Raw genomic sequence first — 17,009 nt, 5'->3', positions numbered from 1 at the left:
TTCTCAAGGTGCGGACGCTTCCTTTGTACTGACCCTCGCGGGCTTTCCTCCGGGCGCTTCCTTCGTTCTTGCGCTTCCGACTCTATCAGATCTTTCCGATCCGATTTCCTCGGTGCTTTCCAGGTCCTCGCTCTCGCGTTTCCCTTTCCGGCGATTCCGACTCTATCAGATCCTTTCGGGCCTGACTCCCAGTCAGCGGGTTTGTCTTCCGGGCCGTTTGGCCCTTGCGACGAGTGAGACCTTAGCGGATTCCTTGCCCCCGTCCTAATCGGCGGGAGTGTCACTCGGACACGGATTCCTCATTCGCAAATACGCATGAAAACGAGACGACACAGTGCGTCGTTCGTTCGAATGAGTGTTGCGGAATGGCTGTCCGGGGACCGACCGGAGTCGGCGCTCACGTCGGACAACTCGAAGTACCTTACGGATCGCGAAAGTCCGTGTCAACCCCCGGCTGACCCGCTACCCTGACTGCCATGACTACGCATGCGCTCACGCCCAGCCTTCGCTGGTGGGCCGCCTGACGGCGGCCGACCCTCCACGCGAGCACGCATGCGCTCCACGGCCGCCGCCTCGGCGGCCGTTCTTGTTTCTGCCCCCCGGGCAGTCGGCCGCCGGCAGCGGTGGCGACGACACGACAGGGAGTAGAGACAGAGATGACGAGGATCTTCAGCGGGATCAAGCCGTCCGGGCACCTGACGCTGGGCAACTACCTGGGCGCCGTACGGCAGTGGGTCGCCACCGAGCAGCGGCCGGACGAGGCGCTGTTCTGCGTCGTCGACCTGCACGCGCTGACCGTCGAGCACGATCCCGCGCGCGTACGGCGGCTGAGCCGGCAGGCGGCGACCCTGCTGCTGGCCGCCGGGCTGGATCCGCGGGTCTGCACGCTCTTCGTACAGAGCCACGTCGACGAGCACACCCGGCTGGCCTACGTGCTGGAGTGCACGGCCGCGGACGGCGAGCTGCGGCGCATGATCCAGTACAAGGAGAAGGCGGCGAAGGCCCAGGCGGCCGGGGAAGGGGTGCGGCTGTCGCTGCTCACGTATCCCGTGCTGATGGCGGCGGACATCCTCGCGTACGGGACGGAGGAGGTGCCGGTGGGCGAGGACCAGCGCCAGCACGTGGAGCTGACGCGGGACCTGGCGGTCCGGTTCAACCAGCGGTACGGATACACGTTCACCGTGCCGCGCGCGACGACGCCGGCGGTGGCCGCGCGGGTCATGGACCTCCAGCAGCCGACGTCGAAGATGGGGAAGTCGGAGGCCGTGGGGTCCGGGATCGTCTACCTGCTCGACGAGCCGGAGGTCATCACCAAGAAGGTGATGCGGGCGGTCACCGACAACGAGGGCGGGGTCGTGTACGAGCGGGAGGACCGGCCCGGAGCGGCGAACCTGCTGGACATCCTGGCCGCGTGCACGGGCGGGGACCCGGCGGTGCTGGCCGGCGGGTACAGCGGCTACGGGCAGCTGAAGCGGGACGTCGCCGAGGCCGTGGTGGAAACGCTGCGGCCGGTACGGCAGCGGCACGCGGAGCTGGCGGCCGATCCGGCGGCGGTGGACGCGGTGCTGCGGGCGGGCGCCGAGCGGGCGCGGGCGATCGCGCGGCCGGTGGTGGACCGGGCGTACGAGGCCATCGGGCTGCTCGTCCCCTGAGGTTCGTCCCCTGAGGTTCGTCGCCTCGGGGAGAGGGTGGGGCCCGGGAGTGGGAGGTTCCGGGCCCCGTTCGCCTGGCGTCAGCTGTTGCCGGAGGCCAGCTCGCGGCTGCGGTCGCGGGCGGCTTCGAGGGCGGCGATCAGGGCCGCCCGTACGCCGTGGCGCTCCAGCTCGACGATGGCGTTGATCGTCGTACCGGCCGGGGAGGTGACGGCCTCGCGGAGCTTGACCGGGTGTTCGCCGCTGTCGCGGAGCATGACGGCGGCGCCGATGGCGGCCTGGACGATGAGGTCGTGGGCCTGGGCGCGGGGCAGGCCGAGGAGGATGCCGGCGTCGGTCATGGCTTCGACCAGGAAGTAGAAGTACGCGGGGCCGGAGCCGGAGAGGGCGGTGGCGGCGTCCTGCTGGGACTCGGGGACGCGCAGGGTCTTGCCGACCCCGCCGAAGATCTCCTCGGTGTGGTGGAGGTGCTCGGCGGTGGCGTGGCTGCCGGCGGAGATGACGGACATGGCCTCGTCGACGAGGGCGGGGGTGTTCGTCATGACGCGGACGACGGGCGTGCCGGGGGCGAGCCGTTCCTCGAAGAAGGACGTGGGGATACCGGCGGCGCCGCTGATGACCAGGCGGCCGGCGGGCACGTGCGGGGCGAGCTCGTCGAGGAGGGTGCCCATGTCCTGCGGCTTGACCGTGAGGATGAGGGTGTCGGCGCGCTTGGCGGCCTCGGCGTTGCTGACGGCCTCGACGCCGTAGCGGCTGCGGAGCTCTTCGGCGCGTTCCGGGCGGCGGGCGGTGACCAGCAGCTTCGAGGCGGGCCAGCCGCCGCGGATCATGCCGCTGAGGAGCGCCTCGCCGATCTTGCCGGTTCCGAGGACCGCGACTGTCTGGGTCATGCCCGATTCACCTCGCCTGGGATACGTGTACTCCCTCCTCATCCTTGCACCCGGGCGGGGAGCGGGGCGGGCGTGTCCGGAGTGCAGTCAGGGTCGGTCAGGGGGTGCGGCGGCGGAGGGTGACCGCGCCGAGGGCGAGGACGAGCAGGGCGCAGGCGGCGACGACGACGGCGTCGCGGACGAAGTCGGCGGTCATGTCGGTGTGGGTGAGGACCTGGGTCATGCCGTCGACGGCGTACGACATCGGCAGGACGTTCGAGAGGGCTTCGAGGGCGGGCTGCATGGTGTCGCGGGCGGCGAAGAGTCCGCAGAGCAGCAGCTGGGGGAAGATCACGGCCGGCATGAACTGGACGGCCTGGAACTCGCTGGCGGCGAAGGCGGAGACGAAGAGGCCCAGGGCGGTGCCGAGCAGGGCGTCGAGGAGGGCGACGAACAGGAGCAGCCAGGGGGAGCCGACGACGTCGAGGCCGAGGAGCCAGAGGGCGGTGCCGGTGGCGAGGAGGGACTGGACGACGGCCATGGTGCCGAAGGCGAGGGCGTAGCCGGCGATGAGGTCGCCCTTGCCCAGTGGCATGGCGAGGAGGCGTTCGAGGGTGCCGGAGGTGCGTTCGCGCAGGGTGGCGATGGAGGTGATCAGGAACATCGTGATGAGCGGGAAGATCCCGAGGAGGGACGCGCCGATCTGGTCGAAGGTGCGCGGGTTGCCGTCGAAGACGTAGCGCAGGAGCGTCAGCATCAGTACGGGGACCAGCAGCATCAGGGCGATGGAGCGCGGGTCGTGGCGCAGCTGGCGCAGGACGCGGGCGGCGGTGGCGGTGGTGCGGGCGGCGTTCATCGGGGCTGCTCCTGGGCGGCGAGGGCGTTGGCCTCGTCGACGAGGTGGAGGAAGCCCTCTTCGACGGTGGCGGAGTGGGTGCGGGCGCGCAGGGCGTCGGGGGTGTCCTGGGCGAGGATGCGGCCCTCGCGCATGAGGAGCAGGTCGTGGCAGCGCTCGGCCTCGTCCATGACGTGGGAGGAGACGAGGATCGTGGCGCCACGGGTGGCGGCGATGTCGTGGAAGAGGTTCCACAGGTCGCGGCGCAGGACGGGGTCGAGGCCGACGGTGGGTTCGTCGAGGACGAGGAGCTCGGGGGTGCCGAGCAGGGCGACGGCGAGGGAGACGCGGCTGCGCTGGCCGCCGGAGAGGTTGCCGGCGAGGACGGTGGTGTGGCTGGTGAGGTCGACGTCGGCGATGGCGCGGGTGACGGCCTGCCGGCGGCGGTCGGCGGCGGAACGGCCGGGGTCGAGGACGGCGGCGAAGTAGTCGAGGTTCTGGCGGACGGTGAGGTCGTCGTACACGGACGGTGCCTGGGTGACGTAGCCGATGCGGGAGCGGAGCTCGGGGTGGCCGGCGGGGTGGCCGAGGACGTCGAGGGTGCCGGTGACGTGGGCCTGGGTGCCGACGACGGCGCGCATGAGGGTGGACTTGCCGCAGCCGGAGGGGCCGAGGAGGCCGGTGATGCGGCCGCGGGGGACGTCGAAGCCGATGCCGTGGAGGACGGTGCGGGGGGTGCGGCCGGTGCCGCGCAGGACGGTGAGGGCGTGGGCGTGGACGGCGGGTGGGGCGGCGGTCGAGGAGGCCCCCCGAGGGTTATTCATCATGTGATGAATAATGCTCCTGGCTGTGCCGGGGCGTCAACCGTCGGGAGTCCGGGACTACTTCTGCCGGGGCGCCGGGACTACTTCTTGCGCTTGGGGCGGCGGGCGGCCGGGTTTCCGGTACGGGCGCTGCGGCGGCGGGCGTACTCGGCGACGGCGCGCTCGTACTCGGCGCGGTGGAGCTTCTCGCCCGGGGCCTCGGAGAGGGTGCGCAGGAAGTACGCGATGAGGGAGCCGATGAAACCGATGGCCTTCAGGCCCTTGAGGGAGGCCTCGTCGGAGGAGGGAGCCGGGCGGCGGCTGTAGGACTCCCAGGTCTTGATGAAGGCGATGGCGCTGCAGACGGCGAAGAGGACGACGACCGAGATGCTGAGGAAGCTGCCGACCTTGCCGATCTCCATGCCTTCGTAGGCGAAGCGGAGCAGGTAGGCGGAGGAGAAGGCGCCGAGGAGGGAGCCGACGGCGAGGCCGGCGCGGCGCAGGTGGTAGCCGCCGTCGTGGTCGACCCAGGTGATGCCGTAGAAGCGGAGCGGCTCGGGCTGCGGGCCGGCGGGCGGGTTCGCCGACGCGGACGGGCGCGTGGACGGCTGCTCGGACGGGGTTCGGGCCGGGTCCTGGGCCGCCTCGGCGGGGGTCTGGTCTCGCTGGTCGTCGCTCACGTCAGCGATTATCCCTCCCGCCGGGGCGGCGGCCGGGCTCAGGCGCAGCGGTTGGTGACGTAGCCGTCGGTGCCGGTCTGGACGTAGGCGTCGGAGACGAACTGGCCGTTGCCTATGCAGTCCCAGATGTCGGTCGTGCCGTACGGGCCGGAAATGGTGGTGCCGTCGCACTGGCAGCGGATGGTCACGATCGCGCCGTACGGCAGGACCTTGATGATCGAGTAGCCGGTGCCGGGGCCGCTGCGCACGTTCACGCGGTAGCCGGGCGCGACCGGGAACGACGGGTAGCCGGACGCGACGGACACCGCCTGCGCCTCGGACAGGCCCTCTGCGCCGCCGGCCGCCTGGCCGGTCTCGTTCTCCACGGACATACGAAATCTCCCCCCCTGGGCATTACGCTCCGCAACTCGCGCAGGGTAGCAGGACCTTGTGGCTCCACAGGTGCCATCGTCTAGGCTCGCGCGGGGGTGGTACGCGATGCAGGCGCGGCGCGGGGAGTACGGCGAGTGCGCGGGAGTCCCGCAGTACGCCGGGCAGTACCGGCTGGAGTCCGTGCTCGGCTCCGGCGGCATGGGTGTGGTCCACCTGGCCACCTCCGCGTCGGGGCTGAAACTCGCCGTGAAGATCGTGCACGCGGAGCACGCGGTCGACCCCGAGTTCCGGGCCCGTTTCCGCCAGGAGATCGCCGCGGCCCGGCTGGTGAGCGGGGCGTTCACGGCGCCGGTCGTGGACGCCGATCCCGATGCCGAGCGGCCGTGGATGGCGACGCTGTTCATCGACGGGCCGACGCTGGCCGAGCGGGTGCGCGAGCGGGTGCTGGAGCCGGCCGAGGTCGGGCGGCTGGGGGCCGGGCTCGCGGAGGCGCTGCGGGACATCCACCGGGCCGGCGTGGTGCACCGGGACCTCAAGCCGAGCAACGTGCTGATGGCGGCCGACGGTGCGAAGGTGATCGACTTCGGGATCTCGCGGCCGTACGACAGCGATCTGCGGACCGAGACCGGGAAGCTGATCGGGACGCCGCCGTTCATGGCGCCGGAGCAGTTCCAGCGGCCGCGCGAGGTGGGGCCGGCGGCGGACGTGTTCGCGCTGGGCGCGGTGCTGGTGCACGCGGCGACGGGACGGGGGCCGTTCGATTCGGACAGCCCGTACCTGGTGGCGTACCAGGTGGTGCACCACGAGCCCGATCTGACTGGGCTGCCGCCGCAGCTGGCGGCGATCGTCGCGCGCTGCCTGGCGAAGGACCCGACGCGGCGGCCGAGCGCCGACCAGCTGATCGCGGCCATGCGGGCGGTGGCGTACCCGACGTCGGAGGAGACGCAGGCGTTCATACCGCAGCCGAGGCGGCCCGTGGGGGCCGGTGGGGCGGGGGAGGGTGAGGTCACGCACCGGCGGGAGCGGCCGGGTGTGGACGCGCAGGACGTTCCGCCGCCGCCGCCGTCGCCGCCGCCGCGGCCGCGAGGGTGGCGGCGGCGGTGGGCTTGGGTGGCGGGCCCGGTCGCGGCCGTCCTCGCGGCCGGCGGGGTGGCGGTGGGGGCGGGGGCGCTGGCGCCGGAGGACGACGCGTCGCGGCGTTCCGGGGGCCGGCCGGCCGGGCAGACCGCGCCGCCGCTCCAGCCGTGGGCGGTACGGCTCGGCGGTGCGCAGCCTCAGGGCAACCAGGCGGCGGCGTGTTCCTGGCAGGACTCGGCGCTGTACTGCTCGGGGCCGTCCGTGGCCGCCGCCCGGCTGGACCCGGGGAACGGTTCCGTGAAGTGGTCGGTGCCGGCGCCGGCGGCGGGGTCGTCGCGTACGGCGGCGGGCGGCGCCCCGCAGTACGCAGGGGGGCTGGTCCTGGTGGTGGCGGCCAACAGCGGGCTGTTGCAGGCGCTGGACCCGGCGACGGGCGCGGAACGCTGGCAGCGGAAGCTGGCGCAGGGGGCCCGGGTCGTACCGGCCGGGCAGCGGGTGCTGGTGGTCGGCGGGGACGGCGGCGTCAGCGCGCTGGACGCGGCGACGGGCGCGCAGGCGTGGACGAAGCGGATCGGCGGGGTGGGGTCGGTCTGGCGCGGCGAGCGCGACGGCTCGCTGTACGTCGCGACGCCGGCCGCCGACGGGTCCTCGACGCAGGTGGCGCAGGTGGACGCGGCGGGCGGGGGCACGGTGCGGGAGCTGACGCGGACCCCGGGGCAGGCGGAGCCGATCGGAGTGGCGCAGGGGGCGCTGTACCTGCTGGAGACCGACGTACGGTCGATGGCGGTGGCCGTGGTGCGCGTGGAGCTGGCGACGCGGGCGGTGCGGGTGACGCGGCTGTCGACGCCGCTGCTGCAGGCGGGGGCGAGCGTGGGGTCGGACGGGGTGGTCTACGCGTTCGGGGCGGGCGGGTCGCTGGTGGCGGTGGGGTCGGAGCGGGAGGAGTGGCGGCTGGAGACGGGGGTGACGGTGGCGTCGCTGCCGGTGCCGATGGCGGGTCGCGTCTACCTGGCGGCGGCGGACGGGCGGCTGCTGGCGGTGGACACGGGGGCGGGGGCGCGGCGGCTGGTGGGCGGGACGGAGCCGAGGATGGCGGCGGGGGCGCATACGTACGCGGCGACGTTGGCGGCGCCGGTGGTGGCGGCGGGGTACGTCTACGCCACCGCGCCGGACGGCTCGGTCTTCGCGGCCCCTGAGGCCGACCCGGCCGCGTGGTGACGCCGGGCCAACGGATGCCCCTGCCCAACGCCGGGGCTCCGCCCCCACGCCCCCGCGCCTCAATCGCCGGCGAGGCTGGAAGGGGTGCCCGGCGGCGCCGAAAGGTTGCCCGGCGGGCAGGCTTCGGGGCTCCGCCCCGGACCCCGCGCCTCAAACGCCGGCGAGGCTGGATGACCGGGGCTCCGCCCCCGCGCCCCCGCGCCTCAAACGCCGGCGGGGCTGAGATGGCGCCCGGTGGGGCTGAGATGGCGCCCGGCGGGGCTGGAGTGGTGCGCGGCGGTGTTGGAGGGTCATTGGTGGACCCTGGGTGAGTGCCGCGGGGCTGGGATGCCGCGGAGCGGCATGTCCAGCCCGCGCGGCGTTTGAGCGCACGGGCGCGGAGCGCCCGTATGGGGGCCCGGGGGCGGAGCCCCCGGGCTTTGAGCCCCGCCGGCGATTGAGGCGGGCCTTACGGGAGGAGGGAGACGTCGCGGACTGCGCCCTTGTCGGCGCTCGTTGCCATCGCCGCGTACGCGCGCAGGGCCGCCGAGACCTGGCGGGTGCGGGTCTTCGGGGCGTACACGCCGCCCAGGGCCTCGCGGCGGGCCGCCAGGGTCTCCTCGGGGACGAGGAGTTCGATCGAGCGGTTCGGGATGTCGATGCGGATCCGGTCGCCGTCCTCGACCAGGGCGATCGTGCCGCCCGACGCCGCCTCGGGCGAGGCGTGGCCGATGGACAGGCCCGACGTGCCGCCGGAGAAGCGGCCGTCCGTGACCAGGGCGCAGACCTTGCCCAGGCCCCGGCCCTTCAGGAAGGAGGTCGGGTAGAGCATCTCCTGCATGCCCGGGCCGCCGCGCGGGCCCTCGTAACGGATGACGACCACGTCACCGGGCTGGACCTGCTTGGTCAGGATCTTCTCGACCGCCTCGTCCTGCGACTCGCAGACGACCGCCGGCCCCTCGAAGGTCCAGATCGACTCGTCGACACCGGCCGTCTTCACGACGCAGCCGTCCTCGGCGATGTTGCCGCGCAGGACCGCGAGGCCGCCGTCCTTGCTGTACGCGTGCTCCACCGAGCGGATGCAGCCGCCCGCGGCGTCGAGGTCGAGGGACTCCCAGCGCTCGGACTGCGAGAAGGCGGTCGCCGAGCGCACGCAGCCGGGGGCCGCGTGCCACAGTTCCATGGCCTCCGCCGAGGCCGTGCCGCTGCGGGCGTCCCACGTCGCCAGCCAGTCCTCCAGGTTCGTCGAGTGGACCGTGGTGACGTCCTTGTTCAGGAGGCCGCCGCGGTGCAGTTCGCCGAGGATCGCCGGGATGCCGCCGGCGCGGTGCACGTCCTCCATGTAGTACGTGCCGCCGGGGGCGACGTTCGGCGCGACCTTGGCCAGGCACGGGACCCGGCGCGAGACCTCGTCGATGTCCTTGAGGTCGTAGTCCAGGCCGGCTTCCTGGGCGGCGGCCAGGAGGTGGAGGATCGTGTTCGTGGAACCGCCCATGGCGATGTCCAGGGCCATGGCGTTCTCGAAGGCCTGGCGGGTGGCGATGTTGCGGGGCAGGACGGACGCGTCGTCCTGCTCGTAGTAGCGCTTGGTGATCTCGACGACCGTGCGGCCCGCGTCCTCGTACAGGGCGCGGCGGGCGGTGTGGGTCGCGAGGACGGAGCCGTTGCCGGGCAGGGCCAGACCGATGGCCTCGGCGAGGCAGTTCATCGAGTTGGCCGTGAACATGCCCGAACACGAGCCGCAGGTGGGGCAGGCGTTCTCCTCGATGCGCAGGACGTCCTCGTCGGAGACGTTCTCGTTCGAGGCGTCGACCATGGCGTCGATCAGGTCGAGCTTGCGGACGGTGCCGTCGACGAGGGTGGCCTGGCCGGCCTCCATCGGGCCGCCGGAGACGAAGACGACCGGGATGTTCAGGCGCATCGCGGCCATCAGCATGCCCGGGGTGATCTTGTCGCAGTTGGAGATGCAGATCAGGGCGTCGGCGCAGTGGGCCTCGACCATGTACTCGACCGAGTCCGCGATCAGGTCGCGGGAGGGCAGGGAGTACAGCATGCCCGCGTGGCCCATCGCGATGCCGTCGTCGACCGCGATGGTGTTGAACTCGCGCGGGACGGCGCCCGCCGCACGGATGGCGTCGGAGACGATCCGGCCGACCGGGGCGAGGTGGGTGTGACCGGGCACGAACTCGGTGAAGGAGTTGGCGACCGCGATGATCGGCTTGCCGATGTCCTCGCTCGCTACGCCCGAGGCGCGCATCAGGGCGCGCGCGCCCGCCATGTTGCGGCCGTGGGTGACGGTGCGGGACCTCAGCTCGGGCATCGGGTCTACTCCCCATGAGTGCGGATAAGGCTCAGTACGAGGCTACGCCTGGTTATCGGGATGCGGACAGGTTGTCCGGATGGCGGGACGGCGTGGTCATTCCGTGGGCGGTTGCCCGTGCGGGCGGGGGTCCGGCCCCCGGGGCTCGCGCGTCACGGTGCCGTCAGGTAGCGCTGGAGGGTCGGGGCCACCAGGGCGACGATCTGCTCCGGGTCCGCGGACGCCATGGGCTCGACCTGGACGACGTACCGCAGGATCGCGATGCCGATCATGTGCGAGGCGGCGAGCTCGGCGCGGAAGGTGGGGTCGGGGACCTTCAGCTCGGCCGCGACCCGCTCCAGGACCTTGCGCAGGATCAGGGTGCGCAGCACCTTCGCCGCGGCCTCGTGGGTGAGGGCCGAGCGGATGACGGCGAGCAGCGGGGCGCGGGTGACCGGGTTCTCCCAGATGCCCAGGTAGTAGCGGGCCAGGCGCTCGCCGATGCCGTCGGGGCCGGCGCCCAGGATGGCCGGGACGACCAGGGCGGGCTCCAGGCTGACCTCGATGGCCGCGGCGAAGAGGTCGTCCTTGGACCCGTAGTAGTGGTGGACCAGGGCCGGGTCCACGCCGGCGGCCTTGGCGACGCCGCGTACGGAGGTCTTGTCGTAGCCGCGCGCGGAGAACTCGGCGCGGGCGGCGAGCAGGATGCGCTCCTGCGTGCCGGGGCCCTCCTCGGCGGCGTCGCGCGGCGGGCGCCCGGGGCCGCGGCGGGGGCGCTTGGGGGTCTCGGGCGCGGTCACGGGCGCGGCACCTGCCGGGAGCGGCTGGCCAGGTGCAGCCGGGTGAAGGCGAGCGCCTCGGCGAGGTCGGCCTCGCGCTCGGCCGAGGACATGGCGCGGCGGGTGTTGACCTCGATGACGACGTGGCCGTCGAAGCCGGTGCGGGCGAGCCGTTCCAGCAGCTCGGCGCAGGGCTGGGTGCCGCGTCCGGGGACGAGGTGCTCGTCCTTGTTGGAACCGTTGCCGTCGGCGAGGTGGACGTGTGCGAGCCGCTCGCCCATCCGGTCGACCATGGCGGTGGCGTCGGTGCGGGCGGTGGCGGTGTGGGAGAGGTCGACCGTGAAGTGGCGGTAGTCGTCCTTGGTGACGTCCCATTCGGGCGCGTAGGCGAGCATCTCGCGGTCGCGGTAGCGCCAGGGGTACATGTTCTCGACGGCGAACCGTACGTCGGTCTCGTCGGCCATCCGCCAGATGCCGCGGACGAACTCGCGGCTGTACTGGCGCTGCCAGCGGAACGGCGGGTGCACGACCACCGTGGACGCGCCGAGCCGCTCGGCGGCGGCCTGTGCGCGCTGGAGCTTGGTCCACGGGTCGGTGGACCAGACGCGCTGGGTGATCAGCAGGCAGGGGGCGTGAACGGCGAGGATCGGCACCTGGTGGTGGTCCGACAGCCGCCGCAGGGCCTCGACGTCCTGGCTGACGGGGTCCGTCCAGACCATCACCTCGACCCCGTCGTAGCCGAGGCGCGCGGCGATCTCGAAGGCCGTCGCCGTGGACTCCGGATAGACGGAGGCGGTGGAGAGGGCGACTTTCGCGTCGGGGATGCGCACCACTGGATCTGCCACGGCCTAAGGGTAAGGGCCAGGCCGTTTCCCGGTACGGCCCGGTCCGGAACGGTACGGACCGGGCCGGCCGGGGGCGGCCGGGGGCGGCCGAGGCGGCCGGGACGGTGCCCGCGGTCGGGGGGCGGTCAGGCCGGCAGGTGGTCCAGGCGGCGGAGGATGACGCCCTCGCGCAGTGCCCAGGGGCAGATCTCCAGGTCGTCGACGCCGAAGAGGTCCATCGCGCCCTCGGCCACGAGCGCGCCCGCGAGGAGCTGTCCCGAGCGGCCCTCCGAGACCCCGGGGAGGGCGGCCCGCTGGGCGGCGGTCATGGCGGCCAGCCGGGGGACCCACTCCTCCAGGGACTTGCGGGTCAGGTCGCGCTGGACGTACGGGCCCGCCGCCGAGCCCGCCGCGCCGGCGATCCGCGCCAGCTGCTTGAACGTCTTCGAGGTCGCCACCACGTGGTCCGGCGCCCCCAGCCGGCTGATCTCGCCGACCGCGCGCGCGATTTGGGCGCGCACGTGGCGGCGCAGCGACCGTACGTCGGCCGCCTCCGGCGGGTCGCCCGGCAGCCAGCCCGCCGTCAGCCGCCCGGCGCCCAGCGGGAGGGAGACCGCGGCGTCCGGGTCCTCGTCGATGCCGTACGCGATCTCCAGCGAGCCCCCGCCGATGTCGAGGACCAGGAGCTTGCCCGCCGACCAGCCGAACCAGCGGCGTACGGCCAGGAACGTCAGCCGGGCCTCGTCCTCGCCGCTGAGCACCTGGAGGTCGACGCCGGTCTCGGCGCGGACCCGCGCCAGGACCTCGTCCGCGTTGGTGGCCTCCCGTACCGCCGACGTCGCGAACGGCAGGACGTCCTCGCAGCCCTTGTCCTCGGCGGCCTGTACGGCTTCGGAGATCACCGAGACGAGTCGCTCGACCCCCTGCTCGCTGACCGCGCCCCGCTCGTCGAGGAGCTCCGCCAGGCGCAGTTCCACCTTGTGCGAGTGCGCGGGCTGCGGGCGCGCGCCGGGGTGCGCGTCGACCACCAGCAGATGGATCGTGTTCGAACCCACATCGAGGACACCGAGTCTCATACGCGAAACGCTACTGGCACGAACGCGGAGGGGTGACCGGAGGGGCGCTTACGCTTGGTTTGTGCCACAGACCAAGAAGGCCAAGACGAACGACCCCGGCAAGTCCAAGGGCAAGGCCGCCCAGAGCAAGGGCAAGGGCAAGGGCAAGGGCAGGGACAAGAAGGACGAGAAGGGGCTGGACTTCCCCCGTGCCTGGGTGGAGTTCCCCGATCCCGCCGACGACGAGCAGATCTTCCGCTGCGACCTGACCTGGCTGACCTCCCGCTGGACCTGCATCTTCGGCAGCGGCTGCCAGGGCATCCAGGCGGGCCGCGCCTCCGACGGCTGCTGCACGCTCGGCGCGCACTTCTCCGACGAGGACGACGAGAAGCGCGTGGCCGGGCACGTGGCCCGGCTGACGCCGGAGCTGTGGCAGTTCCACGACGTCGGCAGCGAGACCGGGTGGACGCAGTTCGACGACGACGGGGAGAAGCAGACCCGCCGCTGGGACGGCGCCTGCATCTTCCTCAACCGGCCCGGCTTCCCGGCCGGGGCCGGCTGCTCCCTGCACATCCTGGCGCTCAGGAGCGGGCAGGAGCCGCTGGAGACCAAGCCGGACGTCTGCTGGCAGCTGCCGATCCGGCGGACGTACGACTGGATCGACCGGCCCGACGACACGCGCGTGCTCCAGGTGTCGATCGGCGAGTACGACCGGCGCGGCTGGGGTCCGGGCGGCCACGACCTGCACTGGTGGTGCACGTCGGCGACGTCGGCGCACGGCGCGGGCGACCCGGTGTACGTCTCGTACCGGGCGGAGCTGACCGAGCTGATGGGCAAGAAGGGGTACGACGCCCTGGTCGAGTTGTGCGAGGCCCGGCTGGCGTCGCTGCTGCCGATGGCGCCGCATCCGGCGGACCCGGCGCCCTGAGCCTCACGGCGTGTCCGGCCCGCCCGCCGGGGGCGGCTCGGACGGGGACGTCGGCGGGGACGGCGGCCGGCTGTCCGACGGGGCCGGCGTGGGGGTCGGTGTCGGCGTGGGCGTGGGGGTCGGTGTCGGGCTCGGGTCCGGGTCCGGGTCCGGCGGGGTCGGCGTCGGCTCGGGCGGGGTCGGCGCGGGGCGGCCGCGGCCCTGGCCGTGGCCCTGGATGGCGATGACCGCGCCCGACGGCTCCACCCCTACGTGGGCTTTCCAGGGGCCGGCCGGTGCGGTGCCGGCGTCGACCGTGATCGTGAGGGTGACCGATTCTCCGGGGGCCAGGCGGCCCGAGGTCCGGCTCGCGCGCAGCCAGGGGGCGTCCGACCACAGGCGCCAGTCGACGGGCGCGCCACCGGAGGCCTTCAGGGTGAGGTAGGTGGCGCCCGCGTGCGGGACCGCGTCCACGGTGAGCCGGCCGGGCGCCGGGCCGGGCGCACCGGGGGACGACGGCGGAGCGGCCGGGGCGCCGGTGCTGATCACCTCGACGGAGATGCCGGGGGTGCGGGCGTCGGCGGTGAAGGGCGGCTGGGTGCCGGTACGGGCGGTGTTGCCGGCGTTCTCGTACGCGGTGAACGGGCGGCCGTCGTCGGGGCGGTCCGAGGGGAGCTCGGAGTCGCTCGCGGAGATCCGGGCGCTGCCGGAGGCCGCCGGTTCGCCGGTGCCGGGGGCGCCCCGGTACGCCGCCCACAGCGCCAGGACGGGCGCGGCGACCACGGTGGCGACGACGGTCGTGGTGACGGCGCGGGCCCGGAGCCGGTCGCGGCGGGCCGCGCGGTCACGGGGGTCCATGGGGAAACCGGTACGGTCGAAGCGCGGCCGGGCACGCCGGGTACGGGGGCGGGACGGACGCTGCATCGCGGCGTGTACGGCGGTCCGGGGGGCCGCGACCAGCGGCAGCGCGGTGGTGTCGAGGCCGCCGGAGCCGGGCCACGGCGCGCAGGCGCCGACGCGCTCGGCCAGGCGGCGGCAGCGCGGGCAGTCGTCGACGTGGCGGACCAGCTCGGCGCGCAGGGTGGTGGACAGCAGCAGCCGGCTGTCGCCGGCCAGCCGGGAGACGGCGGGGCAGCTGCCGGTCTCGACGACGGCGAGGGCGGTGCGGGTGCGCTCGACCTCGCAGGCGGCGCCGGCCAGCAGCTCGCGGGCGGTGGCGGGCGGGGTGCCGAGGACGGCGGCCAGTTCGGAGACGGCGAGGCGGTGGCGGACCGAGAGTTCGAGGGCCTCGCGCTGTTCGGGTGTGGTGCCGGCGGCCTCGGGCCAGGCGAGCCGGGCCAGCTCGGTGCGGCGGTACGCGGACACGTCCAGCGTGTCGCGGGCGTCGCGGCCGTCACGGTCCTCGCGGGCGTGGTCGCCCGGGCGGTCGGGGTCGGACGCCGGGGCGTCGGCCGGGTCGGAGCCGGGGGCGGTGGGGGGCGCACCGGCCGGGGCACGACGTGCACCCGCGCGCACCGGCGTACGCCGTCCGGCGTGTGCGCCCCTGCCGTGCCGCTGCGCGGCGAGCCGGTGCAGACAGGCCCAGCGGCAGAGCGCGTAGAGCCAGGCCCGGCGGTCGGCCTCGTCGGGACATCGCCCCGGATGTCGCTCGGCGACGGCCAGGACCTCGCCGAGCACGTCGGTGGCGGCGTCGTGGTCGCACAGCACCGACAGGCAGTACGTGAACAGGCCGTCCAGGTACGGCTCGTGCCGGAAGGGGGGCGGCTGCTCCCCTGCTGGGGGCGTGCGCCCGTGCGCCCGGTGTGCGCCGGTGCGCGACGTGGGGTGTAGCTGGTCGCTGCTGCTCACCCGGCGACGGTAGGCGGCGCGCCGGTGACAGCCCGGAAGCCTTACGCGGTTTTAATCCTTACGGGTGAACAGATCGCTCGAAAGGGGACAGCCGCCCTGACGCGGCGCCGCTCCGGCGGTCCCCGGCGCCGGTCCGGCGTCCCGGGCGCCCGTCCGGCGGTCCCCGGCGCCGGTGCGGCGGTGTCGGACCCGGCGGCTACCGTGGGGCGCATGGCTGCCCGTACATCTCGCTCATCCGCCAAGGACCGGCCGTCCTACCGCTGCTCCGAGTGCGGCTGGACGACCGCCAAGTGGCTCGGGCGCTGCCCCGAGTGCCAGGCCTGGGGGACGGTGGAGGAGCAGGGCACGCCCGCCGTGCGGACCACGGCCGCCGGGCGGGTCTCCTCGGCCGCGGTGCCGATCGCCCAGGTGGACGGCCGGCAGGCCACGGCCCGTTCGACCGGGGTCGACGAGCTGGACCGGGTGCTGGGCGGCGGCCTGGTGCCGGGCGCGGTGGTCCTGCTGGCCGGCGAGCCGGGCGTGGGCAAGTCGACGCTGCTGCTGGACGTGGCGGCGAAGGCGGCGAGCGAAGCGCACCGGACCCTGTACGTGACGGGTGAGGAATCCGCGAGCCAGGTGCGGCTGCGGGCGGACCGGATCAACGCGCTCAGCGACCACCTGTACCTGGCGGCGGAGACGGACCTGTCGGCGGTGCTGGGGCACCTGGACGCGGTCAAGCCGTCGCTGCTGATCCTGGACTCCGTGCAGACGGTGGCCTCGCCGGAGATCGACGGCGCGCCGGGCGGCATGGCGCAGGTCCGCGAGGTCGCGGGCGCGCTGATCCGGGCGTCGAAGGAACGGGGCATGTCGACGCTGCTGGTCGGCCACGTCACCAAGGACGGCGCGATCGCCGGCCCCCGGCTGCTGGAGCACCTGGTGGACGTGGTCCTGCACTTCGAGGGGGACCGGCACGCGCGGCTGCGGCTGGTGCGGGGCGTGAAGAACCGGTACGGCGCGACGGACGAGGTCGGCTGCTTCGAGCTGCACGACGAGGGGATCACGGGGCTGGCCGACCCGAGCGGGCTGTTCCTGACGCGGCGGGCGGAGCCGGTGCCGGGGACCTGCCTGACGGTGACGCTGGAGGGGCGCCGGCCGCTGGTGGCGGAGGTGCAGGCGCTGACCGTGGACTCGCAGATCCCCTCGCCGCGGCGGACGACGTCCGGGCTGGAGACGTCCCGGGTGTCGATGATGCTGGCCGTGCTGGAGCAGCGGGGGCGGATCAGCGCGCTGGGCAAGCGGGACATCTACAGCGCCACGGTGGGCGGGGTGAAGCTGTCGGAGCCGGCGGCCGACCTGGCGATCGCGCTGGCGCTGGCGTCGGCGGCGTCGGACACGCCGCTGCCGAAGAACCTCGTGGCGATCGGGGAGGTCGGGCTGGCGGGCGAGGTCCGGCGGGTGACCGGGGTCCAGCGGCGGCTGACGGAGGCGCACCGGCTGGGGTTCACGCACGCGCTGGTGCCGGGGGATCCGGGCAAGGTCCCGCCGGGCATGAAGGTGCTGGAGGTCGCGGACATGGGGGACGCGCTGCGGGTCCTGCCGCGCTCGCGGCGCCCCGCGAAGCCGAACGCCGAGGGCTGACCCGGTCCGGTCCGCCGGGTCCCGCCGGCCTGGCCCGGTCCGGCCCGGTCCCGCTGCGCGGAGCCTTCCCCCACCCCGCCCCTTCCCGTCACCGGGGCTCCGCCCCGGACCCTGTGCGCTCAAACGCCGCGCGGGCTGGAATGTGGCGGGCGCCCGGGCCCGGCCGGAGCCTGGGGCTGTCGTAAGGTCCGGCGG

14 protein-coding genes are annotated in these 17,009 nt (G+C 74.0%); 4 read left to right on the top strand and 10 right to left on the bottom strand.

The features are described from left to right. The first annotated feature begins 656 nt into the window (after nt 1-656). Entirely contained in the window at nt 657-1,652 is a 996-nt protein-coding gene (trpS, locus tag ACIPXB_RS07655) for a tryptophan--tRNA ligase (protein WP_401445787.1), read from the top strand. Between the two features lie 80 nt (nt 1,653-1,732). On the opposite strand, the gene proC is transcribed toward trpS, so the two are convergent. From proC to ACIPXB_RS07630, 5 genes are all read right to left on the bottom strand, one after another. Beyond that, entirely contained in the window at nt 1,733-2,542 is an 810-nt protein-coding gene (proC, locus tag ACIPXB_RS07650; protein WP_401445785.1) for a pyrroline-5-carboxylate reductase, read from the bottom strand. 97 nt (nt 2,543-2,639) lie between these two features. Next, complete coding sequence (locus ACIPXB_RS07645; protein WP_401445783.1) at nt 2,640-3,377, bottom strand: ABC transporter permease; 738 nt, start codon at nt 3,375-3,377, stop codon at nt 2,640-2,642. Next, nucleotides 3,374-4,183 carry an ABC transporter ATP-binding protein gene (locus ACIPXB_RS07640; protein WP_401445781.1) on the bottom strand — a complete coding sequence of 270 codons (810 nt, stop codon included), beginning with the start codon at nt 4,181-4,183 and terminating at the stop codon, nt 3,374-3,376. Before ACIPXB_RS07640 ends, ACIPXB_RS07645 begins: the two co-directional genes overlap by 4 nt. Before the next feature lie 77 nt (nt 4,184-4,260). Then, nucleotides 4,261-4,839 carry a hypothetical protein gene (locus ACIPXB_RS07635; RefSeq protein WP_401445778.1) on the bottom strand — a complete coding sequence of 193 codons (579 nt, stop codon included), beginning with the start codon at nt 4,837-4,839 and terminating at the stop codon, nt 4,261-4,263. Between the two features lie 38 nt (nt 4,840-4,877). Further along, nucleotides 4,878-5,210: a peptidase gene (locus tag ACIPXB_RS07630; protein ID WP_401445775.1), complete on the bottom strand. Its 333-nt coding sequence runs from the start codon at nt 5,208-5,210 to the stop codon at nt 4,878-4,880. A 106-nt stretch (nt 5,211-5,316) separates the two neighbouring features. Here ACIPXB_RS07630 and ACIPXB_RS07625 point away from each other — a divergent pair, with 106 nt between their 5' ends. Beyond that, nucleotides 5,317-7,506 carry a protein kinase gene (locus ACIPXB_RS07625; protein ID WP_401445773.1) on the top strand — a complete coding sequence of 730 codons (2,190 nt, stop codon included), beginning with the start codon at nt 5,317-5,319 and terminating at the stop codon, nt 7,504-7,506. 448 nt (nt 7,507-7,954) lie between these two features. Here ACIPXB_RS07625 and ilvD read toward each other — a convergent pair whose 3' ends face one another. From ilvD to ACIPXB_RS07605, 4 genes are all read right to left on the bottom strand, one after another. After that, the gene (gene ilvD / locus ACIPXB_RS07620) at nt 7,955-9,805 is read right to left on the bottom strand and encodes a dihydroxy-acid dehydratase (protein WP_401445771.1); all 1,851 of its coding nucleotides are present in this window, start codon (nt 9,803-9,805) and stop codon (nt 7,955-7,957) included. 152 nt (nt 9,806-9,957) lie between these two features. Then, on the bottom strand, nt 9,958-10,584 hold the full coding sequence (locus ACIPXB_RS07615; RefSeq protein ID WP_401445769.1) for a TetR family transcriptional regulator: 627 nt from the start codon (nt 10,582-10,584) through the stop codon (nt 9,958-9,960). Further along, entirely contained in the window at nt 10,581-11,408 is an 828-nt protein-coding gene (locus ACIPXB_RS07610) for a sugar phosphate isomerase/epimerase family protein (RefSeq protein WP_401445767.1), read from the bottom strand. The genes ACIPXB_RS07615 and ACIPXB_RS07610 overlap by 4 nt, the downstream gene beginning before the upstream one ends. Before the next feature lie 125 nt (nt 11,409-11,533). After that, nucleotides 11,534-12,463 carry a Ppx/GppA family phosphatase gene (locus tag ACIPXB_RS07605; protein WP_401445764.1) on the bottom strand — a complete coding sequence of 310 codons (930 nt, stop codon included), beginning with the start codon at nt 12,461-12,463 and terminating at the stop codon, nt 11,534-11,536. A 61-nt stretch (nt 12,464-12,524) separates the two neighbouring features. Between ACIPXB_RS07605 and ACIPXB_RS07600 the strand changes: the two genes are divergently transcribed. Further along, complete coding sequence (locus tag ACIPXB_RS07600; RefSeq protein WP_401445761.1) at nt 12,525-13,370, top strand: hypothetical protein; 846 nt, start codon at nt 12,525-12,527, stop codon at nt 13,368-13,370. Between the two features lie 3 nt (nt 13,371-13,373). Here the strand turns inward: ACIPXB_RS07600 and ACIPXB_RS07595 are convergent, their stop codons facing one another. Beyond that, entirely contained in the window at nt 13,374-15,197 is a 1,824-nt protein-coding gene (locus ACIPXB_RS07595) for a hypothetical protein (RefSeq protein ID WP_401445758.1), read from the bottom strand. A 210-nt stretch (nt 15,198-15,407) separates the two neighbouring features. On the opposite strand from ACIPXB_RS07595, the gene radA reads away from it, so the two are divergent. Continuing rightward, nucleotides 15,408-16,814, top strand: a complete 1,407-nt coding sequence (gene radA, locus ACIPXB_RS07590) for a DNA repair protein RadA (protein WP_401445755.1) — start codon at nt 15,408-15,410, stop codon at nt 16,812-16,814. Nucleotides 16,815-17,009 lie beyond the last annotated feature (195 nt).

This window comes from Streptomyces sp. NPDC090022 (assembly GCF_044748145.1).
Classification (GTDB): domain Bacteria; phylum Actinomycetota; class Actinomycetes; order Streptomycetales; family Streptomycetaceae; genus Streptomyces.
Note: the sequence above shows the minus strand (reverse complement) of the source record. Positions and strands in the feature narration are given on the sequence as shown.